Below are 22,261 nucleotides of genomic sequence, written 5' to 3' on the forward strand. Positions count from 1 at the left end.
AAGAATAATAAAATATAAAAGAAAATACTGTTTAGTTTATTATTTTTTGAGTTAATCATAAAACTATTGCATAACATTTTATTGGCTAATTGAAAGAGCAATAAATTTAAAAGATGTGATGACCAAACAAGGTTTGAAGAGAGTAAAAATATATAAGTGATTAGAACCATTGATAATTTAATTTAAACAAATAGGAATAATTATTAATATATTGTTGATAACAATTATCATTCATGTTAATTTTTGTGCCGACTTTTGCTTCTGTGTAACAAGGACCAAAGTAGCAAAAGGCTAAGGAATCTCGCACAGCACATTGGTTATTATGGAATTTTCTTATGTACACTCCGCCCTTTAGAAAAGCGTTTACATCTCATCCCTTAGCACTTGCTATGGCTTTAATTGCTCCTTCAATTGTTTATGCAGATGAGACAAATGGAACAGCCACTTTAGAAACGATAAAAGTGCAAGCAGAAGAAGATTCCGCTGTTACCGAAGGTTCGGGCAGCTATACAGCAAAAAGCACAAATACTTCTACAAAATTAAATTTATCTCTTCGTGAAACACCACAGTCGGTGAAGGTTTTAACCCGTGAATATTTAGATGATCGGAAAATCGATTCTTTTCAAGATTTAATGAACAATATTACGGGTGTTTCGACGTCACGTACTGATGAGCGTCAGAAAGTTTATGCGCGTGGTTTTGAGGTAGATTATTACTTAATAGATGGAATACCGAGCACGATCAATTTAGGTACAGGGGACCTTGATTTAGATATTTACGATCGCGTCGAGGTGGTGAAAGGTGCTAATGGCCTAACCACAGGTGCGGGAAATCCAGCGATGGCGCTGAACATGATTCGTAAACATGCAAACTCAAAAGAACTTAGTGGTAATGTCAGTACATCATTAGGTTCATGGAACTCTTGGAGTAGTTCGGCAGATATTTCTGCACCGCTTAATGCTGATGGTTCATTGCGTGGACGTATGTTTGTGAAGCATTCTGATGAAAATTCATTTATGGATTTTTATGAGAAAGAACGGAATGTATTTTATGGTGCCCTTGATTATGATCTGAGCGATAAAACAAGTATGTCACTTGGAGCTACTTATCAAGAATTGCATCGTGATGGTATCCGCTGGGGTGGTACACCTGCGTTTTATACTGATGGGACCCGTACCAATTTTTCCAGAAGCTTAACAGTAAGCGCACCTTGGACATATTGGGATGTGAATACAACGGCAGTGTTTGCGAACTTAAAACAGAATTTATTTAATGACGTTAATTTAAATATTGCTTATACCTTCCGCAAAGAAGATACGGACTCAATGTTGTTATATACAGCTGGAAGAGTAGACAAGGCAACCAACACCAGTCCATTAGAAAATCCAAATGATAATTCTGAGAATAAAACTGATTATGTTTCTGTATATGGCGCAAAAGCTGCCAGTGAAGAAAACAATATTGATGTTTTTATTAATGCCCCATTTATGCTTTTTAATCGCCCACAAGAAATCATTATTGGTGGATCTTGGAATAAGAATGAAAAAACCAAAGATCTTTCTGGTGGTTCTAATGCAAACAAAGAGATTGAAAAATATTTAGGTGGCCCGCTTAACTATAATGATATAGCGCAAGAATTACTTCAGCCACTGGTACTAAATACCAGAGGTGCACTCAATGAAACCACACAAACTGCTGCATATGTTGCGGGTAAATTTCAAATTCTCGATCCTTTAAAAATTATTGCTGGTGCACGTTTATCTAACTGGAAATATAAATCTGAAAATGATAAAGGTAACCGTGAATTTAACAATGAATTAGCACCATATATTGGCGCTATTTATGATTTTGCCCAAGATCATTCTGTATATGCGAGTTATACAGAAATTTTCAAACCTCAAGATCGTAAAGATGTAAATGATCAATATATTGACCCGATTACAGGTAAGAGTTATGAAGCTGGCTTAAAAAGTGAGTGGTTTGGGGGGCGTTTAAATACAGCGTTGTCAGTATTTCGAATAGAACAGTCTAATTTTGCTGAATCGATACCTGACACGTTCATTATTCGCAATGGTACACAAACTACCGAGCAGGCCTATCGCGCTGTAGATGGGGTTGAAAGTAAAGGTTTTGAGTTTGAAGCTGATGGCGAGATTAATGACAATTGGGGTATTAACTTTGGTATTGCTAATTTTGAAGCAAAAGATGCAAAAGGTACGAAGGTTAATACGACAAACTCTCGAACAACCTCGAATCTATTTGTTAAGTACAAACTTAATCAATGGAGTGCAGGGCTTGGTTTAAATTATAAGAGTAAATACTATACGGGAAGTGGAAGCTCTCGTATTGAGCAAGATGCGTATGTTTTAGCAAGTGCGATGCTTGGCTATCAAGTAGATAAAAATATCAAACTTCAATTTAACATCGATAATATTTTTGATGAGAAATATTATGAAGGTATTGGTGAAAACTCAATGAACTGGGGAACACCACGAAATGCAACGCTGAGTGTTCGTTATAATTTTTGATATAGACATACTCATAAGTAACCGATTTATAAAAGCCCTCAAAAGAGGGCTTTTTTGTGCGTAGATTGATTTATAAGCAGTTGTACTTATAAATATTATTTCCCTTTCAAATTCCATTCATTTTTGACAAAATGAAACATGTCACAATGGTCAATTAAAGTAATATGCCCATTAATAATTTTGCTTAAATTTTTGCAGGAATTTCGCATGCTACTTCTTAATTACTATACAATACAATCTCTTAACGAAAGTTTTTAATTAAAAATCTTAATGATATGTTAGAAGTATTTCGATCCACTTCAAGCAAACTGATATTGCTACTGGTTATTGTTTTAGTAGCCATACTGCAATATCAATTTTGGTTAGGTGAGGGTGGTTATCTCCCTCATCAAGCTCTCATGCAACAAATTCAGCAACAAGCTGAAGTAAATGAAGAGCTTAAAGAACGAAACCGTATTTTGGCAGCAGAGGTTTTTGACCTGAAAAATGGTACAGAAGCAATAGAAGAACATGCTCGCCTTGATCTTGGTTTGGTTAAACCACATGAGACATTTGTTCAAATGAGTACCATCAGTACCCATTACAAGCCTATTTATATTGACCCGAACGCTAAAGTTGATTTGGAAACGAATGAGACACCTGCATCCCCAGATATCCCAGACTAAATTATGGGCAGTTATTCCAGCTGCAGGGTCAGGAAGTCGATTTTCTAAAACTGAATTGAAACAGTATCAATATATTCAGAATACGACTGTTTTAGAACATACTGTTCGGCGCATAAGTCAACTTCCATTAAATGGTTATGTTTTGGCAATTGGTACCCAAGATACTTTTGCTCAGACTCTCGCATTTCAAAATATAGATAAGGCTCATTTTTGTATGGGTGGGGCAGAACGAGTCCATTCAGTATTAAACGCATTAAATCATCTTTTAACTTTTGCTGACGAAAATGATTGGGTGCTTGTGCATGATGCAGCACGGCCTTGTGTAACAATTGAATGTTTAAATACCCTTGTTGAACAAGCAATTAAATCAAATCATAGTGCTATTTTAGCGATTCCTGTTCGTGATACTTTAAAGCAGGTTAAGTCAGGCAATCAAATTGATAAAACAGTCAGCCGAGATTTATTATGGCAAGCTCAAACGCCTCAAATTGCTAAAATTGGGAAGCTCAAAAAAGCAATTGAATACGCTTTAGAAAATAATATTGCTATTACCGATGAGGCAAGTGCACTTGAATATATGGGTGAAACTGTACAGGTTGTGATGGGGCGTTCTGATAATATCAAAATTACTTATCCTGATGATTTAGAACTTGCACGTTTAATTTTACAATCACAGTCTTAAGATAAAAATCGAATAATAAGTTGTAGTTTTAATTGTAAATAGCCTAAGTAAATATTTCATTTCTACATATCTATTTATAAGAATTAATGTTTTTTTACATCCCAAGTCTATAAGATTAGTTGAGTAATTTACTTAGATAATGTTCGATCATCGAACAAAATATATTTATAGCGAACAAAACTGTATGTAGCTTACTAGATCAAAATACGAAAATTATCAAAAATGTTTAAAAGGGAAATCTAAGGGAAACACTCGGGATTGAGTGAAATATTTATCTATTCTTCTCGCCTCAGTGTGCCTAACTCTCTTACCTATCTCTTCTTCAATGAGCACAATGGAGTTGTCTAATGATTGACAAAAGTAAGTCCTCACTAAGCGAGGTTCTATCGCAGATTAAAGATGGTGCAACCATTCTGATTGGTGGTTTCGGTACCGCAGGACAACCCGCTGAACTCATTGACGGTCTTATTGAACTCGGTGTTAAAGATTTAACTATTGTTAGTAATAACGCTGGTAATGGTGATTATGGTCTGGCGAAACTGCTTAAAGCCGGTTCAGTTAAAAAAGTGATTTGCTCTTTCCCACGTCAGTCTGACTCTTATGTGTTTGATGAACTTTACCGTGCCGGAAAGGTCGAGCTTGAAGTGGTTCCACAAGGTAATCTGGCTTGCCGTATTCAGGCAGCAGGTATGGGTCTAGGCGCTGTATTTACCCCAACAGGCTTTGGAACTCTTTTGGCCGAAGGTAAAGAGACCCGTGAGATTGATGGGAAAGATTATGTACTCGAATATCCAATCAAGGCTGACTTTGCCTTGATTAAAGCTTACAAAGGCGATCGCTGGGGCAATCTGGTTTACCGTAAATCTGCACGTAACTTTGGCCCGATTATGGCGATGGCTGCTGATGTCACCATTGCTCAGGTTTCTGAAGTGGTAGAGCTAGGTGGATTAGACCCTGAGCACATCATCACCCCGGGTATTTTTGTACAGCATGTTGTACAAGTAGCGCCCGCACAGTAAGCAATAAGGAGAAATAACATGAGCTACCAGAAACTCAGCCGTGACCAGATTGCACAACGTGTGGCACAAGATATTCCAGATGGCGCCTATGTGAACTTGGGTATTGGCCTACCGACCAAGATCGCGAGCTACTTACCTAACGATAAAGATATTTTTCTTCATTCTGAAAATGGTTTATTGGCTTTTGGCCCACCGCCAGCTGCAGGTGAAGAAGACCCTGAACTGATTAATGCGGGTAAAGAATTTGTGACCATGCTTGAAGGCGGCAGCTTTTTCCACCATGGCGACTCATTTGCGATGATGCGTGGTGGTCACCTTGATATTGCAGTACTCGGTGCATTTCAGGTTGCCGCGAATGGTGACTTGGCGAACTGGCACACGGGAGCACCGGATGCGATTCCTGCGGTAGGTGGTGCGATGGATTTAGCTGTGGGTGCTAAGAAAGTATTTATCACCACAGACCATGTGACCAAACAAGGTGAACCGAAGATTGTGGCTGAGCTAACTTATCCGGTTACGGGTAAAAAATGTGTTGACCGTATTTACACTGACCTTTGTGTGATTGACGTGACCAAAGAAGGTTTGAAGGTGATTGAGAAGGTGGAAGGCCTTAGCTTTGATGAGTTACAGGCTTTAACGGGTGCAACTTTGATTGATGCGACTCAAGGGTAAGGAAGTAGGGAAATGACATTAAAAACCGCTTATATCATCGATGCGATCCGTACTCCATTCGGCCGTTATGCTGGTGGTCTTGCTCCTGTCCGTGCCGATGACCTGGGTGCTGTGCCGATTAAAGCACTCATGCAGCGTAATCCGAATGTAGATTGGGAACAGGTCGATGATGTGATCTATGGCTGTGCCAACCAAGCCGGTGAAGACAACCGTAATGTTGGTCGTATGTCGGCACTACTTGCAGGTTTACCGTATCAGGTACCAGCAACGACTATTAACCGTTTATGCGGTTCTTCACTCGATGCCATTGCCATTGCTGCCCGTGCCATTAAAGCAGGTGAAGCGAATTTGGTGATTGCCGGTGGTGTAGAAAGCATGAGCCGTGCACCCTATGTGATGGGTAAGTCAGACAGTGCTTTTGGCCGTAGCCAGAAGATTGAAGACACCACCATGGGTTGGCGTTTCATTAACCCTAAACTTAAAGAATTGTATGGTGTAGATACCATGCCCCAGACTGCCGAAAACGTGGCTGAACAGTTCAATGTTAATCGTGCAGATCAGGACCAGTTTGCCTTGGTGAGCCAACAACGCACCGCAAGCGCGCAAGCCAAAGGCTTTTTTTCTAAAGAAATCGTGGCAGTTGAAATCCCTCAGCGTAAGGGTGATGCTGTTGTGATTGATACCGATGAACATCCTCGTGCATCAACCACCCTTGAAGGTTTAAGCAAACTTAAACCAGTTGTAAAAGCAGATGGCACAGTAACAGCGGGTAATGCTTCAGGCATTAATGATGGTGCAGCAGCTCTACTGATTGCTTCTGATGAGGCACTTCAGGCTTATAACCTAAAACCACGTGCCAAAATCATTGCTTCAACAGCAGTGGGTGTAGAACCACGCATTATGGGCTTTGCTCTGGCACCAGCGATTAAAAAATTACTTAAACAAGCCAACCTGACTTTAGATCAGATGGATGTGATTGAGCTCAATGAAGCCTTTGCTGCACAAGCTTTGGCCGTGACCCGTGATTTAGGTTTGCCAGATGATTCTGACAAGGTAAATCCAAACGGTGGTGCCATTGCTTTGGGCCATCCACTTGGTGCATCAGGTGCACGCCTCGTGACCACAGCCTTGAACCAACTTGAACAGACAGGTGGTCGTTATGCCTTGTGTTCAATGTGTATTGGTGTAGGGCAAGGCATCGCTTTGATTATTGAGAGAGTCTAATCATGAGCCAGTTATATGCCAGCTTGTTTTATCAAAAAGACGTCACTGACATCTTTAGTGACTCATCTTTAATCACATATATGATTCAGGTTGAAGTTGCGTTAGCTCAAGCACAGGCACAGGTTGGTGTGATTCCTCAAAATGCGGCTAATACCATTGCCCAAGTAGCTGAGCAGGCAATAGAAAAGTTTGATTTTCCAGCGTTGGCTGTGGCAACAGGCTTAGCTGGTAATATCGCAATTCCATTTGTAAAGCAGCTTACGGCAATTGTTAAAGATGTTGATGAAGATGCTTCGCGTTATGTGCATTGGGGTGCAACGAGTCAGGATATTTTAGACACAGCTTGTATTTTGCAATGTCGTGATGCGTTGAACATTGTGGAAGCTCAACTTCAACAATGCTATGCGACTGCATTACAGCAAGCCAAGCAATATCGCCATCAAGTCATGATTGGGCGTACATGGTTACAGCAAGCTTTACCCATTACTTTGGGGCATAAACTTGCTCGTTGGGCTTCTGCATTTAAACGTGATTTAGACCGTATTCAAGCAATGAAGTCACGTGTACTGACTGCTCAGTTAGGTGGTGCTGTGGGTTCATTAGCTTCTTTGCAAGATCAAGGTTCACTTGTGGTTAATGCATTTGCGAAGCAACTGAATCTGACTGTACCGACAAGCACATGGCATGGTGAGCGTGATCGTATTGTAGAAATTGCAAGTGTGCTTGGCATGATTGTCGGGAATACGGGCAAGATGGCACGGGATTGGTCACTCATGATGCAAACTGAAATTGCAGAGTTGTTTGAGCCAACCGCCAAGGGGCGTGGTGGTTCATCAACCATGCCTCATAAGCGTAATCCAGTTGCGGCGGCATCCGTATTAGCCGCGGCGAATCGTGTACCGGCACTTATGTCTAGCATCTATCAAAGTATGGTGCAGGAACATGAGCGTAGCTTAGGTGCATGGCATGCAGAATGGTTAGCAGTTCCAGAAATCTTTCAGCTTTGTGCTGGAGCATTAAGTCGTACTGGTGAAGTCTTACAAGGTTTTGAAGTTAATGCTCAGCATATGCAACAGAATCTTGAATGTACGAATGGATTGATTATGGCAGAAGCTGTAATGATGGCACTTGCTCCTAAAATTGGACGTTTAAATGCTCATCATTTAGTTGAAGCTGCATGTAAAACAGCGGTAGCACAAAACCAGCATTTGTTTGATGTTGTTAGCCAACTAGAAGAAGTGAAAGGACAGTTTAGCCAAGCAGAAATACGGGATATTTTCAAACCGGAAAACTATTTGGGCAATATTCAGCAACAGATTGATGCAGTTTTGCAAGAAGCACAAGGAGAGTCAAAGTGAATCAGACTATTAGCAATCGCCAAGGAAAACAGCTAGCTGTTTATACCGACGGCTTAAAAGACGCTCCTGTGCTTGTATTCTCTAATTCATTAGGCACAGACCATGGTATGTGGCAGTCACAGGTAAGTGAATTAAAAAGTCATTTTAATGTCATTACATACGATACACGTGGTCATGGTGAAAGTGATGTAATTAGTGACACCACATTGCAAAACTTAGCTGAAGATGTGGTTGATATTTTAGATGCCTTGAGTGTTGAAAAAGCTCATTTTTGTGGCATTTCAATGGGTGGAATTACTGGGCTTTGGTTAGGTATTCATCATCCAGAGCGCTTTTTAAGTATTACTGTTGCGAACTCGGCAGCCAAAATTGGTCAGGCGGAGGCTTGGTTGAGTCGTGCTGACTCGGTAGAACAAAATGGTTTAGCTGAGTTGGTAAAAACCACGCATACCCGCTGGTTCAGTGAAAAATTCGACTATCAACATAATGTTGTTGCGCAGACGACGATTCAAAGTCTTGCAAACACACCGGCACAAGGTTATGCAAATGCATGTCGTGCTTTAGCGTATGCCGATTTAAGAGATGAAATTGCACAAATCCAAATTCCGGTACTGCTGGTTGCGGGAACAGAAGATCCGGTGACTACAGTAGCAGATGCTGAGTTTATGCAGCACGCTATCAACAATAGTCAGATTGCTAAATTGGAAGCATCTCATCTTTCTAATATTGAGCAACCGCAAAGATTTACTCAGGAATTGACTAGGTTTATTCAGCAAATCTAATAGCTTAGTGATTTAAAAGGAATTGGCCTTAAGGAGGCAAATATGGCGTCTCAGGATTACGCTGCACCAAATAAAAGTATCGATGCTCAAGCATTAATTAATGATGCTCCACTCAGTAAGTATCAATGGATGATCGCAATCATCTGTTTCTTAATTATTTTTACTGATGGTATTGATACTGCTGCAATGGGTTTTATTGCACCAGCTTTGGCACAAGACTGGGGAGTTGATCGCTCTCAGTTAGGACCAGTGATGAGTGCTGCACTTGGTGGAATGATTATTGGAGCTTTGGTTTCTGGTCCGACAGCTGACCGTTTTGGTCGCAAAATCGTACTGGCTTTTTCGATGCTTGTATTTGGTGGGTTTACCTTGGCATCTGCTTATGCAACCAACTTAGATAGCCTTGTCGTTTTACGCTTTTTGACAGGTATTGGACTTGGTGCAGCGATGCCAAATGCTACCACATTATTTTCTGAATACTGCCCAACACGTATTCGTTCATTACTCGTGACCTGTATGTTCTGTGGTTATAACTTAGGTATGGCAACCGGTGGTTTTATCAGTAGTTGGCTGATCCCGACCTATGGTTGGCACAGTCTATTTTTACTTGGTGGCTGGTCACCTTTGATCTTAATGATTTTAGTGATTTTAGTTTTACCTGAGTCTTACCGCTTTTTAATTGTGAAAGGTAAGAATCCTGAAAAAGTACGCAAAATCTTAAATCATATTGCGCCAGCTCAGATCCAAAATGCGACTGCATTTCACGTACCTGAAGAGAAAACCGAGACAGCTCAAAAGAAAAATGTCTTTGGAATTATGTTTTCTAAACCATATGCGAAAGGAACACTTTTGCTTTGGTTGACCTATTTCATGGGGCTCGTGGTTGTTTACTTGCTTACAAGCTGGTTACCAACGCTTATGCGTGAAACAGGTGCCTCAATGGAGCGTGCTGCATTTATCGGTGGATTGTTCCAGTTCGGTGGTGTGGTAAGTGCCTTGTTTATTGGTTGGGCGATGGACAAATTCAACCCGAACCGAGTGATTGCTATTTTCTACTTTGCTGCAGGTCTATTTGCGATTGCTGTTGGTCAAAGCTTAGGAAACTCAACATTACTTGCAGTATTGGTGCTTTGTGCGGGTATCGCAATTAACGGTGCGCAATCTTCAATGCCTGCGTTAAGCGCTCGTTTCTATCCAACGCAGTGCCGTGCAACTGGCGTGTCTTGGATGACTGGTATTGGGCGCTTCGGTGCGGTATTTGGTGCTTGGATTGGTGCTGTACTACTCGGCAATGATTGGTCGTTTACCGCCATTCTTAGTTTATTACTAATTCCAGCGACTGCTGCGGCTGTTGCTGTATTTGTTAAATCAATTGTTGCGCATACCGATGCAACTTAATAGAGGTCTATCACAATGAATGATGAACAACGCTATAAACAAGGCATTGAGGTGCGGACTGAAGTTTTGGGTGAAAAGCATGTTGGTCGGTCTTTGCAAAATCTGAATGACTTTAACCAAGATTTTCAAAATTTTATTAGCCGTTATGCATGGGGTGAGGTGTGGTCTCGTCCAGGCTTACCGCGTCATACACGTAGTTTAGTCACTATCGCAATTTTATTGGCGCTTGGTCGTGAAGACGAACTACGCATGCATTTACGTGCTTGCTTTAACAATGGCGTAACTAAAGAAGATTTAAAAGAGCTGATCTTACACAGTTCACTCTATGCAGGTTTACCTGCTGCAAACGCTGCAATGCATATGGCTGAAGAAGTCTTTAAAGAGTTGGGGATAGAAGTAAACCCAATTGCAGCGAAAGAACAGGATTAAGGAGATAAAGATGTCACAACATAGCTGGGGTGCCTACGCCCAACGTAATACAGATGATCATCCACCAGCGTATACGCCAGGTTATAAAACAAGTGTATTACGTTCGCCAAAAAATGCATTGATCTCAATTAATGAGACTTTAACTGAAGTTACTGCACCACATTTTTCTTCAAATCTGTTTGGCCCAAAAGATAACGATTTGATTTTGAACTATGCCAAAGATGGTTTGCCAATTGGTGAGCGTGTCATTGTTCATGGCTATGTTCGTGACCAATTTGGTCGTCCTGTAAAAAATGCACTTCTAGAAGTATGGCAGGCCAACGCTTCTGGTCGTTACCGTCATCCAAACGACAAGTTTATTGGTGCAATGGATCCTAACTTTGGTGGTTGTGGTCGTACCTTAACTGATGAAAACGGTTTTTATATTTTCCGTACCATTAAACCGGGTCCATACCCATGGCGTAACCGTATTAATGAATGGCGTCCTGCACATATTCATTTCTCTTTAATTGCTGATGGTTGGGCTCAGCGCCTAATTTCGCAGTTTTATTTTGAAGGCGATACGCTCATTGACACTTGCCCGATCTTAAAAACGATTCCTTCTGAAGATCAACGTCGTGCCTTGATTGCATTAGAAGATAAAAACAACTTTATCGAAGCTGATAGTCGTTGTTACCGTTTTGACATCACTTTACGTGGCCGTCGAGCGACTTACTTCGAAAACGAATTGACTTAATCGGGAGCACGAGCATGAATAACTGGAATTTTCAGGAACTAAAAGAAACTCCATCTCAAACAGGTGGACCTTATGTTCACATTGGCTTATTGCCACAACAAGCAAATATTGAAGTGTTTGAAAACAACTTTAATAACCAGTTAGTACAAGATCAGACCAAAGGTGAGCGTATTCGTCTTGAAGGCCAAGTGTTTGACGGATTAGGTTTACCGCTACGCGATGTGCTGATCGAAATTTGGCAAGCCGATGCGAACGGTATTTATCCAAGTCAGGCAGATACGCGTGAGCAAAAAGCTGATCCGGCCTTTCAAGGTTGGGGCCGTACAGGTGCCGATTTTGAAACAGGCGTTTGGAGTTTCAATACGATTAAACCGGGCGCGACAGCAGGCCGTAAAGGTTCAACTCAAGCACCTCATATTGCATTAGTCATTTTCGCTCGCGGTATTAACTTAGGTCTTCATACACGTGTTTATTTTGACGATGAAGCTGAGGCAAATGCTAACGACCCAATTCTAAATAGCATTGAATGGGCACCACGTCGCCAAACACTTATTGCAAAACGTTTTGAAGAAAATGGTGAAGTTGTTTACCGCTTTGATATTCGCATTCAAGGCGATGACGAAACTGTATTTTTTGATATTTAAGAAACACTTAAGGCTACACCTGATTATTCAAGGATGCGTGTAGCCTTTTTAAGGATGAACGATATGAACATGAAAACATTATTAAGCTTAAGTTTGCTTGCACTCCCATTTTTTACAGCACAGGTGAATGCTGAACCTGTTGCTTTAGCCGCTCAAACACAACCTGCCGCTACAGCCGTTAAAACGATTGTTCCGATTACCGCAAAAACTAAAGAACAAGCATTGGCACAAGCTCAAGTTATTGCAAATACAGCAGATGCTGATTTGGCAGAGTTTCGTATCGATTTACTCAGTTTTGCGAGAGATACAAAACAAGTGATTGCTTTGGGGCATGAGTTAAAAAAGATTTTAGGCAATAAGCCAATGATCGCCACAATTCGTACCAAAAACGAGGGTGGCCAGCTTGAAATTAGTGATGTGGATTATGGTAAGACTTATCAGGCTTACTTAAAGAATCCGTTCATGGACTGGTTAGATGTTGAAATGTTCCGTGATCAAAAAGTAGTTTCAGACATTGTTCAAAAAGCACATCAAAAGAAAGTGCTCGTTGTCATGTCTAATCATGACTTCCAAAAAACACCAAGCCAAGATGAAATTGAAAAACGCTTGTTAAAACAAGATCAAATGGGCGCAGATATTCTCAAAATTGCTGTAATGCCTAAATCTAAACAAGACGTTTTCACCTTAATGAACGCAACTTTAAAGGTAAGCCAGCAAACCACTAAACCTTTATTGACGATGTCAATGGGACAATTAGGTACGATTTCTCGTGTTGCGACTGCCAACATGGGCGGAAGTTATAGCTTTGGCATGATTGGTCAGGCTTCTGCACCGGGTCAAATTGATGTGACCAAGCTCAAACAGATTTTACAAACCGTTCAACCAACAAACCCATAAATCATAAGGATATGATGAAATGAATACATTACGTTTAACTACTCTTGCATTAGGTTTGATGGTTTCAGGAATAGCTGCGGCTCAAACTTATGTGGTTGATCGTTATCAAGACGATAGCAATAAAGGCTCTTTACGCTGGGCCATTGAACAAGCCAATGCAAACCCAAGCGAAGCTAGCGACATTTTGATTCAAGCAGTAGGCAAAGCACCTTATGCAATTAAATTAAACAGCGCACTTCCTGAAATTAAAGCTCCAGTTAAAATCATTGGTACACAGTGGGATAAAACTGGTGAATACATCGCGATAGATGGTTCAAACTATATTAAAGGCGAAGGGGCGAAAGCTTGCCCAGGTGCAAACCCTGGGCAGTATGGCACCAATGTACGTACTATGACTTTACCGGGGTTAGTACTACGTGACGTCAACAACGTTACTTTAAAAGGTTTAGACATCCATCGCTTCTGTATTGGTGTATTGATTAACCGCTCGAGTAATAACCTGATTCAACATAACCGTATTAGTAATAACTACGGCGGTGCTGGTGTCATGCTTACTGGTGATGATGGTCAAGGTAACCCAACCGCAACCACCACCAATAACAACAAAGTTTTAGACAATATTTTCCAAGACAATGGTGATGGTCTAGAGCTGACACGTGGTGCTGCGTTTAACTTAATTGCGAATAACCATTTTGTTTCAACCAAAGCAAACCCAGAACCATCACAAGGTATTGAAATTTTGTGGGGTAATGATAATGCGGTAGTTGGTAATAAATTCGAAAACTATTCAGATGGCTTACAGATCAACTGGGGTAAGCGTAACTATATTGCCTACAACGAAATGACCAATAACTCGATTGGTTTCAACATGACGGGTGATGGCAATATTCTTGATAGCAATAAAGTACATGGTAATCGTATTGGTGTAGCCATCCGTTCTGAAAAAGATGCAAATGCAAAAATTACATTGACTAAAAACCTGATTTGGGACAATGGTAAAGATATTAAACGCTGTGAAGCGGGTGGTTCATGTGTACCAGATCAGCGTTTGGGTGCAATTGTATTTGCTGTGCCTGCACTTGAGCATGCCGGATTTGTAGGTTCTCGTGGTGGCGGTGTGGTTGTTGACCCATCTAAACAACAAAAAACATGTACTCAGCCAAATGAACAAGGCTGTAATGCTCAACCTAATCAGGGTATTAAAGCTCCTAAATTAACTGCAAATAAAGGTTCAGTTGCTGTAGAAGTCAATGGCTTGCCAAATCAACGCTATCAAGTTGAATTTTTTGGTAATCAAAATGCGTCATCAAAAGAAGCTGAGCAATATTTAGGAGCAATAACTGTTGCTACAGATGCACAAGGGATCGCAAAAGCGAATTGGAAGCCGACTGTAAAAGTTGCCTCAATTACAGCGAATATTACTGATCGTTTTGGCGCAACTTCTGAGCTTGGTTTTACAAGTGTTAAATAACAATAAGGAAAGCGCCTCATATGAGGCGCAGCATAGAAATATAGAAATGATAAAAGGGACTTGAAATGCCAAATTTAATGAAATTGAGTGTTTTAACGCTCGCTGTATTAGGTAGCCAATTTGCGCTCGCGAATGAGCCTTGGTCACAAGACCGTCAATGGTTGCTAGGTGACTGGAATGGAAAACGCCAGCAATTAGAGCAGCAGGGCTATAAATTTACAGCTTCTATTATGAGCCAAAGTGCTACAAATTTAGATGGTGGTTACAACGACAGCAATACTTTTGAAAATGCTGCACAACTTTCTTTAGGTGCAAACCTAGATTTAGAAAAAATTGCTGGATGGAAAGATACAACAGCGAGCCTAGTCGTGACCAAACGTGACGGAAATGCGCTTACTTTGGAGCGTATTAAAGACCCACGTTCTAGCCAATTGGGCAATGCTCAAGAAATTTATGGTCGCGGTAAAATCTGGCGTCTGTCTCAAGCATGGGTGAAAAAGGGCTTTGTTGATAATACTGTACAGGTCAAATTTGGTCGTATGGGAATGTCAGAGGACTTTAATAGTTCTCAATGTGAATTTCAGAACTTATTGCTCTGCGGTGGGCAGTTAGGAAAATCAATCGGTTCAATTTGGTATAACTCACCAGTAGGTGTTTGGGCGACAAACGTTAAATATCAGTTTGCGCCTGAATGGACTTTGGGATTGGGTGTGTATGAGGTCAATCCAGACAACATTAAAACCGAATCAAATAGTGATGGTTTTAATCTGGATATGAACAATGTGAAGGGCGCCACCATACCAGTTGAACTTGCATGGAAACCAAAACTTGCTGTCTTTAATGGCTTGCCGGGTGAATATAAAGTAGGTGCACTGTATTCAACCGCCGAAGCAAATGATATTAAAACTGCCGGTAAAGTGCATGACGGGAAACAAAGTTTCTGGATTAATGCACAACAACAACTGACGAATAAAGGCGAAGATCCGAAACGCGGTTTATATGTAAGTTTTAATGGCGTTGTAAATGATAAGGCAACGACTTTTGTTCAAAGTACGCAACAACTTGCTCTTTGGTATAAGGGGCCATTTGATAGCCGTCCAAATGATTCGATTGGTTTTGGTATAGCCAATTATGTAGTTAATGACCGTGCTAAAGATAAACAGATCGCAACAAATGAAAGTCGTGGATATTACAGCTATGATCCGTTTGCATCTGACTATATTCCAATTCAAGACGACGAGCTAAATGTCGAGTTGAACTATACCTATCAATGGTCTCCGGCCGTCATGTTACGTCCAAACATTCAATATATTCATCAACCTGCTGGTGTAAAAGAAGTTGATGATGCTTGGGTGGCTGGTCTTAGTGTGAAAGTCAATTTTTAACAATATTGATGGCTGGTTAGACATAGTTTAACTGGCCCAAATGCTTGAACTATTCGGGTTCAGTATATGTGGAGTAGGATCTATGTCTGAGTCAGATTCTAAGTTTCATATCTTATTCAAAATATGGTGTTTTATATTAGGTCTAGTTTTATTGGCTACTGGTGTTTTTTATATCGTAGGTGGTGGAAAACTAGTATCACTCGGCGGTTCTTGGTATTTCCTTATCTCAGGACTGTTTATAACCATTTCGGCAATTAGTATTTTCCGTAAAAAAGCACTGGGTGTCTGGATTTTTGCGGCTGTTTTTGTTGGTACCGTAATTTGGTCATTTGTTGATGCTGGATGGGAATTTTGGCCGTTATTTTCGCGCTTAATGTTTCCTGCTGGTCTTTTTGCTGCCTTGCTATTTACTTTGCCTTCAATCCGACGTTACCAATTTCAAACGAGCTTGGCATCTTCATCCTATGCTGTAGGTGGTCTAGTTGTTGTGGGTATGTTGATTGCGCTCTATCAAATGTTCCAACCGCATCCAACAGTAGCAAGTTCAGGTGAAAAACTACCTTTAGTACCAGTTGATCCTGCAAAAAAACAGGTAAATTGGGAAAATTATGGTAATGATGCAGGTGGTAGCCGCTTTGTTGCTCTCGATCAAATTAACCGAGATAACGTTCATAAATTAAAAGAAGCTTGGCGATTTAGAACGGGCGACTTTACAACGGGTAGCGGTAATGGTGCCGAAGACCAAATGACCCCGCTACAAGTTGGAAATAAAGTGTTTTTATGTACACCACATAACAACATTTTTGCGATAGATGCCGATTCGGGCAAGCAACTCTGGAAAGCTGAGGTGAACTCTACAGCCGATGCTTGGGAACGTTGCCGCGGTGTTGCATACTTTGATTCAACTAAACCGCTTGTACAACCAACTTTAGCTGGTGCAAATGCAGTAACTGCGGTTGCAACTAATACAGCATGTCCACGCCGTGTATATACCAATACACCTGATGGTCGTTTAATTGCAGTGAATGCAGATAACGGTCAGCGCTGTGCTGATTTTGGTGTAAATGGAACGGTTGATTTGCTAGAAGGTCTTGGTGCTGGAACAAAAGCTCCACGTTTTGAAGTGACTTCTGCACCGACTATTGCTGGAACAACTATTGTGGTGGGTAGCCGTATTGCCGACAACGTAGCCGCAGATATGCCGGGTGGTGTTATTCGTGGTTATGACGTGATTACGGGTAAACTTCGTTGGGCATTTGACCCGCGCAATCCAAACCCGAACTATGTTCTTAAACCGGGTGAAACCTATAAACGTAGTTCGGCAAACTCATGGGCTGCAATGTCATATGATCCGCAAATGAATACGGTATTCTTACCTATGGGCAGTTCATCTGTCGACATTTGGGGTGGTAACCGTAATCCATTGGATCATAAATACAATACTTCTGTGTTAGCTCTTGATGCGACAACAGGTAAAGAGAAGTGGGTATATCAAACTGTTCATAACGATTTATGGGACTTTGACTTACCAATGCAACCGAGTTTGGTTGATTTCCCATTAAAAGATGGTACGACTAAACCAGCTGTTGTGATTGGAACCAAATCAGGTCAATTCTTTGTGCTTGACCGTGTAACAGGTCAACCGCTTACTAAAGTAATTGAACAGCCAGTTAAACCTGCCAATATTCCGGGTGAACAATACAGCTTAACTCAACCTCGTTCAGTTGAAATGCCTCAAATTGGTAATCAGACTTTAACTGAGTCGGATATGTGGGGTGCAACGCCATTCGATCAACTAATGTGTCGTATTAACTTCAAGTCAATGCGTTACGAAGGCCTGTTTACTGCACCGGGTACTGATGTTTCATTAAGCTTCCCAGGCTCTTTGGGCGGTATGAACTGGGGTAGCATCGCTTTTGACCCGACTCATCGTTATATGTTCGTGAACGATATGCGCCTTGGCTTATGGATTCAATTGATGGAGCAAACTCCTGAAGATATTAAGATTCAGGCGAATGGTGGAGAGAAGGTAAATACAGGTATGGGTGCTGTACCAATGAAAGGTACACCATATAAAGTGAATAAAAACCGCTTTATGTCAGCACTAAGTATTCCTTGTCAAAAACCGCCATTTGGTACCATGACTGCGATTGATTTGAAAACTCGTCAGGTTGCATGGCAGGTACCATTAGGTACAGTAGAAGATACTGGGCCTATGGGAATTAAGATGGGCTTAAAAGCACCGATCGGTATGCCAACAATTGGTGGGCCGATGGCAACTCAAGGTGGTTTGGTTTTCTTTGCTGCTACACAAGATTACTACTTACGTGCATTTGATTCATCTACAGGTAAAGAACTGTGGAAATCACGCATGCCAGTAGGTAGCCAAGGAACACCTATAAGCTATGTTTCACCTAAAACAGGTAAACAGTATGTGGTTGTTACCGCAGGTGGAGCACGTCAATCACCTGATCATGGTGATTATGTGATCGCTTATAGCTTAGAGTAATAATTAAGAAAGGCAAAAGAGAGTATTTCTCTTTTGCCTTACTCTTTAATATATTTTTTATATAAAAGAGTGAAAGTAAATTCTATATTTTTAACTAGATAGCTTTACCAAGCAGTAAAAAAGTGCTTGATGTTGTTGCTAAACTTAAAATAGTCTTATGGTCAATTCAACCTGAACGCTAGATATAGCTTAACTATTGACCAGTTTCTTAGGATGTTTTACCTATAAATAAAACCTTAACTTTTATTAAGTTTTGTTTAACTTAACATTGTGAATTTTAATTAAAAATAAACATTATTAAGTTTTAAACCTTAAAAATACGGTGTTTTTTGTTGGAAAAACGAGCTTAAATATATACTTATATTATATTTATATAATTTATTGGGTTGCGCTAGAATGGTCGACGCAGATTATTACTATCCAGTAATAATTTGTATTTCAGGAATTTAAGCTTTTATGGCTTAAGGCTCATCGAAAGATGGGCCTTTTTTTATGGATGAAAAAAATGATTTTTGAATTATGCTCAATAGCCTAAGCAAAATTAAATGTTAAATAATGAATAAAATCACAAAAAATAGTCTTTAATGACAAGAAGTGTATGATTTGATAAATTAAAGCCACTTGATAATAATAGGTGATGTAATGAGATTTTTGGTTCTTGCAACTTTATCTGGTTTAGCTTTGATGGGTTGTGCTTCTGTTCAGCAAGCACCGAATACACAAGAGACAATTCGCTATGCTTCTAGCCCATGTTTTGGCGCATGTCCGATTTATTCTGTAGAAGTAACACCTACAGGTTTAATTCGCTTTGAAGGTAAACAATACACTAAGGCTATAGGCGTTAAAGAAATTCAAGGTAGCGTAAAAGATTATAAAAAACTTGCAGATGATCTAAAAACTTATCGCCCTGAAACAGGTACACAATCAAAAACTGCGGGTTGCCAGCAAACAGCGACCGACATGTCTAGCTATTACATTACTTGGATTCAACCTAATGGCACAGAAACTAAATTAAGCCATTACACAGGTTGTATCTCTCCAGCAAATAATAGATTGAATAAGGTTATGGAAAAGTTACCTGAACAATTAGGCATTAAAGATCTAATTTAATGATAAAAGCCCCAAAATCTTGGGGCTTTTCCTTGTTAAGAGGAATTATACATTTAAGAGTTTTATTTTAAGTATTTCTAAAAGAATCAGCGTATAATACAAATTATAAAAACATATATTGTTAAGAGTGGTTATATGTCAAATATTGTCTATGCCTTTTTTGGTGGTTTATTACTAGGCATCGCAACAGTTGGATATTTATATATAAATGGCCGTATAGCCGGAATCAGTGGTTTGCTTGCTCAAGTCATCAATCCTACTAAAGACACTTTTAAGAGTTCGGCATTCTGGTTTATTGCGGGCCTTGTGATTACACCTTTCATATATGGTTACTTTTATCAGCCTGAAATTGAAATTAAAGCTAATACATTTGCACTTATTCTAGCAGGTGTACTTGTAGGCTTTGGAACACGGTTAGGGTCGGGTTGTACAAGTGGCCATGGTATTTGTGGTATGAGCAGGTTATCAAAACGCTCGATGATAGCGACAGCAGTTTTTATGTTTGCTGGCATGTTAACGGTTTATATCATTCGTCATGTGATGGGGTAACCCTATGAAAAACATTTTTGCTTTTTTATTTGGTAGCTTATTTTCATTAGGTTTAATGATCTCTGGCATGTCTAATCCAGAAAAGGTATTAGGTTTTTTAGATATTTTTGGGCAGTGGGATATTAGCTTAATGTTTGTAATGTTAGGTGCTATTGCTGTGGCATTTATTCCATTTCAAAAGGCTATAAAAAGTCCTAAAACACTCTTTAATGAACAAATTCAATTACCAACGAATACACAGATTGACCAAAGGTTAATTGTGGGTGCTTTTATTTTCGGTATAGGCTGGGGAATAGCAGGTATATGTCCAGCGCCCGCTTTAACTCTGATTGGATTAGGGCATTTTGAAGCGCTTTATTTTATTGTCGCAATGTTATTAGGAATGTTTATTTACCGAATTTTAAATAAAGGAAATTAAGCCTATGCAACAACCTCTAGTAAAAGATTTTTTTGATGAAAACACCAATACTTTTAGCTATGTTATTGCGGATTTAGTGACTCTTCAATGCGCTATTATTGATAGCGTGCTTGATTACGATGCCGCATCGGCCACTACAAAAACATCCAATGCTGATCTGATCGTCGATTATGTCTTGGCGCAAAACTTCAAAGTACAATGGATTTTAGAAACCCATGTACATGCGGACCATATGACTGCGGCTCAATATTTAAAATCTAAATTGGGCGGTACAATTGCGATTAGTCAAAAAATCTCGGTAGTACAAGAAACATTTTCGGCTATCTATAATTTTGATTTTAAGAAATTTAATGAAAATCAGCCCTTTGATTATTTGTTTGAAGATTATGAACATTTCAAAATAGGGGAGATAGAAGCCTATAATATTCCTACACCAGGGCATACGCCAGCTTGCTTAAGCTATGTGATCGCTGATGCTGTTTTTGTCGGGGATACTTTATTTATGCCTGATTATGGTTCGGCCAGATGCGACTTTCCTAAAGGAAGTGCTGCTGAGCTTTATGATTCGGTACAAAAACTTTATACACTTCCCGACGACATGCGTATGTTCTTATGCCATGACTATAAGCCCGAAGGCCGTGATGAATATATCTGTCAAACAGATATAAAAACTCAAAAGCAAAGCAATATTCATTTAAATCGACAAATTTCTAAAGAATCATTCATCAAAATGCGTCAAGAAAGAGATGCTACTTTGGCAATGCCAAAATTAATTTTGCCTTCAATTCAAATTAATATGAATGGTGGAAATTGTCCGGAACCTGAACCGAATGGGATCCGTTATTTGAAAATTCCTTTCAACTACTTCTAGAAATAGCCTAAGCATTTACTTTGGATCTTTTTATGCTGTAAATAGCCTAAGCAATAACAAAATTTACCCTATCAAAATAGCCTAAGCAAGATTTAAAGAACTTGTCTTAAATCCCGCGAAGTCTCTTGCAATAGCGGCAGAATATGTTGAATTAAATATTCTTCAGTTGTTTTCATAGTTGGAGAAACAATATTTAAAGCTGCAACCACTTTAAAGTCTTGCCCATAAATCGGTACGGCGAGCGCATGAACTCCTAATTCGTGTTCTTCACGCGAATAACACCAATCTTGTTCTCGAATCTCTTGTAGTAACTCTAAAAATTTATCATTTTCGACATGCGTATATTTAGTTAAACGCTGAAGAGGATATTTTTGGAGCCAGTCCAATTGTTCTTCTTGGCTTAAATGTGCCAGTAAAATTTTACCCGCAGATGTCGCGTGAGCAGGCAGACGGTTACCTAAGTGTAAGCCGTATGGATTTACACGGTCAGTTTGTTGGTGGGCCGCACTACGAGCAATAGTAATGGCTTCATAACCATCAAGTACCATCACTGAATAAATGAGAGAAGTTTGGTTAGTTAACAGATTTAATAAAGGCTGAGATACTTTCGGAAGCTGGGCTGCACCTAAATAAGCTCCTGAAAATTTAAGAACTTTCGGAGTTAAATAGTAATAGTGACCATCTGACTCAAGATAACCTAAATATTCTAATGTTAATAAATGACGTCTTGCTGCCGCTCGGGTGAGTCCAGTTTTTTCAGCAGCCATAGAAATGTTTAAACGATGTTGATTACTACTAAAGCTATCTAAAATCGCCATGCCTTTACCAATGCCAGCAATGTAATCTTCATGACGAATCGTTTTTTTGTTGTCCTGATTCTGGATTATACGTTCATCTTTACTCATTACTGATCC

At 39.9% G+C, this 22,261-nt stretch carries 21 protein-coding genes; 20 read left to right on the top strand and 1 reads right to left on the bottom strand.

The annotated features are described in order from the left end of the window. Positions 1-335 precede the first annotated feature (335 nt). The 20 genes from ACYU0V_RS07980 to ACYU0V_RS08075 all read left to right on the top strand — a co-directional run bounded on the left by ACYU0V_RS07980 (position 336) and on the right by ACYU0V_RS08075 (position 21,347). Positions 336-2,528: a TonB-dependent siderophore receptor gene (locus tag ACYU0V_RS07980; protein ID WP_461849683.1), complete on the top strand. Its 2,193-nt coding sequence runs from the start codon at positions 336-338 to the stop codon at positions 2,526-2,528. 275 nt (positions 2,529-2,803) lie between these two features. Further along, the gene (ftsB, locus tag ACYU0V_RS07985; protein ID WP_005069056.1) at positions 2,804-3,193 is read left to right on the top strand and encodes a cell division protein FtsB; all 390 of its coding nucleotides are present in this window, start codon (positions 2,804-2,806) and stop codon (positions 3,191-3,193) included. Then, entirely contained in the window at positions 3,159-3,875 is a 717-nt protein-coding gene (ispD, locus tag ACYU0V_RS07990) for a 2-C-methyl-D-erythritol 4-phosphate cytidylyltransferase (protein WP_461849686.1), read from the top strand. Before ftsB ends, ispD begins: the two co-directional genes overlap by 35 nt. Positions 3,876-4,222: 347 nt before the next feature. Beyond that, a complete protein-coding gene (locus ACYU0V_RS07995) occupies positions 4,223-4,894 on the top strand; it encodes a 3-oxoacid CoA-transferase subunit A (RefSeq protein ID WP_017386040.1) in 672 nt (223 codons plus the stop codon). A gap of 18 nt (positions 4,895-4,912) precedes the next feature. After that, the gene (locus ACYU0V_RS08000) at positions 4,913-5,566 is read left to right on the top strand and encodes a 3-oxoacid CoA-transferase subunit B (protein ID WP_069036242.1); all 654 of its coding nucleotides are present in this window, start codon (positions 4,913-4,915) and stop codon (positions 5,564-5,566) included. A 12-nt stretch (positions 5,567-5,578) separates the two neighbouring features. Then, positions 5,579-6,790: a 3-oxoadipyl-CoA thiolase gene (gene pcaF, locus ACYU0V_RS08005; protein ID WP_461849689.1), complete on the top strand. Its 1,212-nt coding sequence runs from the start codon at positions 5,579-5,581 to the stop codon at positions 6,788-6,790. Positions 6,791-6,792: 2 nt separating this feature from the next. Beyond that, a complete protein-coding gene (locus ACYU0V_RS08010; RefSeq protein ID WP_325792219.1) occupies positions 6,793-8,148 on the top strand; it encodes a 3-carboxy-cis,cis-muconate cycloisomerase in 1,356 nt (451 codons plus the stop codon). Continuing rightward, positions 8,145-8,930, top strand: coding sequence for a 3-oxoadipate enol-lactonase (pcaD, locus tag ACYU0V_RS08015; RefSeq protein ID WP_325792220.1), 786 nt, complete (start codon positions 8,145-8,147; stop codon positions 8,928-8,930). Before ACYU0V_RS08010 ends, pcaD begins: the two co-directional genes overlap by 4 nt. 42 nt (positions 8,931-8,972) lie before the next feature. After that, complete coding sequence (locus ACYU0V_RS08020) at positions 8,973-10,328, top strand: 4-hydroxybenzoate transporter PcaK (RefSeq protein ID WP_032006318.1); 1,356 nt, start codon at positions 8,973-8,975, stop codon at positions 10,326-10,328. Positions 10,329-10,343: 15 nt separating this feature from the next. Continuing rightward, on the top strand, positions 10,344-10,757 hold the full coding sequence (pcaC, locus tag ACYU0V_RS08025; protein ID WP_000997505.1) for a 4-carboxymuconolactone decarboxylase: 414 nt from the start codon (positions 10,344-10,346) through the stop codon (positions 10,755-10,757). Between the two features lie 10 nt (positions 10,758-10,767). Continuing rightward, complete coding sequence (pcaH, locus tag ACYU0V_RS08030) at positions 10,768-11,493, top strand: protocatechuate 3,4-dioxygenase subunit beta (protein WP_000077913.1); 726 nt, start codon at positions 10,768-10,770, stop codon at positions 11,491-11,493. Positions 11,494-11,507: 14 nt separating this feature from the next. Beyond that, positions 11,508-12,137, top strand: coding sequence for a protocatechuate 3,4-dioxygenase subunit alpha (gene pcaG / locus ACYU0V_RS08035; RefSeq protein ID WP_002121089.1), 630 nt, complete (start codon positions 11,508-11,510; stop codon positions 12,135-12,137). A 69-nt stretch (positions 12,138-12,206) separates the two neighbouring features. Beyond that, positions 12,207-13,034, top strand: a complete 828-nt coding sequence (gene aroD / locus ACYU0V_RS08040) for a type I 3-dehydroquinate dehydratase (protein ID WP_086265692.1) — start codon at positions 12,207-12,209, stop codon at positions 13,032-13,034. A gap of 19 nt (positions 13,035-13,053) precedes the next feature. Further along, positions 13,054-14,505, top strand: coding sequence for a right-handed parallel beta-helix repeat-containing protein (locus ACYU0V_RS08045; protein WP_086265684.1), 1,452 nt, complete (start codon positions 13,054-13,056; stop codon positions 14,503-14,505). 65 nt (positions 14,506-14,570) lie between these two features. Beyond that, complete coding sequence (locus ACYU0V_RS08050; RefSeq protein ID WP_461849695.1) at positions 14,571-15,890, top strand: carbohydrate porin; 1,320 nt, start codon at positions 14,571-14,573, stop codon at positions 15,888-15,890. 82 nt (positions 15,891-15,972) lie between these two features. After that, complete coding sequence (locus tag ACYU0V_RS08055) at positions 15,973-18,399, top strand: glucose/quinate/shikimate family membrane-bound PQQ-dependent dehydrogenase (RefSeq protein ID WP_461849697.1); 2,427 nt, start codon at positions 15,973-15,975, stop codon at positions 18,397-18,399. 651 nt (positions 18,400-19,050) lie between these two features. After that, on the top strand, positions 19,051-19,509 hold the full coding sequence (locus ACYU0V_RS08060; protein WP_014206923.1) for a DUF6438 domain-containing protein: 459 nt from the start codon (positions 19,051-19,053) through the stop codon (positions 19,507-19,509). Positions 19,510-19,644: 135 nt separating this feature from the next. Further along, the gene (locus ACYU0V_RS08065) at positions 19,645-20,058 is read left to right on the top strand and encodes a YeeE/YedE family protein (RefSeq protein WP_005069081.1); all 414 of its coding nucleotides are present in this window, start codon (positions 19,645-19,647) and stop codon (positions 20,056-20,058) included. A 4-nt stretch (positions 20,059-20,062) separates the two neighbouring features. After that, a complete protein-coding gene (locus tag ACYU0V_RS08070; RefSeq protein WP_032003759.1) occupies positions 20,063-20,476 on the top strand; it encodes a YeeE/YedE family protein in 414 nt (137 codons plus the stop codon). 4 nt (positions 20,477-20,480) lie between these two features. Beyond that, complete coding sequence (locus ACYU0V_RS08075; protein WP_461849700.1) at positions 20,481-21,347, top strand: MBL fold metallo-hydrolase; 867 nt, start codon at positions 20,481-20,483, stop codon at positions 21,345-21,347. A 92-nt stretch (positions 21,348-21,439) separates the two neighbouring features. On the opposite strand, the gene pcaU is transcribed toward ACYU0V_RS08075, so the two are convergent. Beyond that, a complete protein-coding gene (gene pcaU, locus ACYU0V_RS08080; RefSeq protein WP_002120879.1) occupies positions 21,440-22,252 on the bottom strand; it encodes an IclR family transcriptional regulator PcaU in 813 nt (270 codons plus the stop codon). Positions 22,253-22,261: the final 9 nt, after the last annotated feature.

The sequence above is a fragment of the Acinetobacter sp. X9 genome, assembly GCF_054889255.1.

Coding starts and splice junctions, on each gene's coding strand:
- ACYU0V_RS08045 (WP_086265684.1), top strand. CDS start 13,054: ATGAATACATTACGTTTAACTACTCTTGCATTAGGTTTGATGGTTTCA.
- ACYU0V_RS08000 (WP_069036242.1), top strand. CDS start 4,913: ATGAGCTACCAGAAACTCAGCCGTGACCAGATTGCACAACGTGTGGCA.
- ACYU0V_RS08055 (WP_461849697.1), top strand. CDS start 15,973: ATGTCTGAGTCAGATTCTAAGTTTCATATCTTATTCAAAATATGGTGT.
- ACYU0V_RS08020 (WP_032006318.1), top strand. CDS start 8,973: ATGGCGTCTCAGGATTACGCTGCACCAAATAAAAGTATCGATGCTCAA.
- pcaF (WP_461849689.1), top strand. CDS start 5,579: ATGACATTAAAAACCGCTTATATCATCGATGCGATCCGTACTCCATTC.
- ACYU0V_RS08050 (WP_461849695.1), top strand. CDS start 14,571: ATGCCAAATTTAATGAAATTGAGTGTTTTAACGCTCGCTGTATTAGGT.
- ACYU0V_RS08070 (WP_032003759.1), top strand. CDS start 20,063: ATGAAAAACATTTTTGCTTTTTTATTTGGTAGCTTATTTTCATTAGGT.
- pcaH (WP_000077913.1), top strand. CDS start 10,768: ATGTCACAACATAGCTGGGGTGCCTACGCCCAACGTAATACAGATGAT.
- ACYU0V_RS07980 (WP_461849683.1), top strand. CDS start 336: ATGTACACTCCGCCCTTTAGAAAAGCGTTTACATCTCATCCCTTAGCA.
- ACYU0V_RS08075 (WP_461849700.1), top strand. CDS start 20,481: ATGCAACAACCTCTAGTAAAAGATTTTTTTGATGAAAACACCAATACT.
- ftsB (WP_005069056.1), top strand. CDS start 2,804: ATGTTAGAAGTATTTCGATCCACTTCAAGCAAACTGATATTGCTACTG.
- pcaC (WP_000997505.1), top strand. CDS start 10,344: ATGAATGATGAACAACGCTATAAACAAGGCATTGAGGTGCGGACTGAA.
- ACYU0V_RS08065 (WP_005069081.1), top strand. CDS start 19,645: ATGTCAAATATTGTCTATGCCTTTTTTGGTGGTTTATTACTAGGCATC.
- ACYU0V_RS07995 (WP_017386040.1), top strand. CDS start 4,223: ATGATTGACAAAAGTAAGTCCTCACTAAGCGAGGTTCTATCGCAGATT.
- aroD (WP_086265692.1), top strand. CDS start 12,207: ATGAAAACATTATTAAGCTTAAGTTTGCTTGCACTCCCATTTTTTACA.
- ACYU0V_RS08010 (WP_325792219.1), top strand. CDS start 6,793: ATGAGCCAGTTATATGCCAGCTTGTTTTATCAAAAAGACGTCACTGAC.
- ispD (WP_461849686.1), top strand. CDS start 3,159: ATGAGACACCTGCATCCCCAGATATCCCAGACTAAATTATGGGCAGTT.
- pcaU (WP_002120879.1), bottom strand. CDS start 22,252: ATGAGTAAAGATGAACGTATAATCCAGAATCAGGACAACAAAAAAACG.
- pcaG (WP_002121089.1), top strand. CDS start 11,508: ATGAATAACTGGAATTTTCAGGAACTAAAAGAAACTCCATCTCAAACA.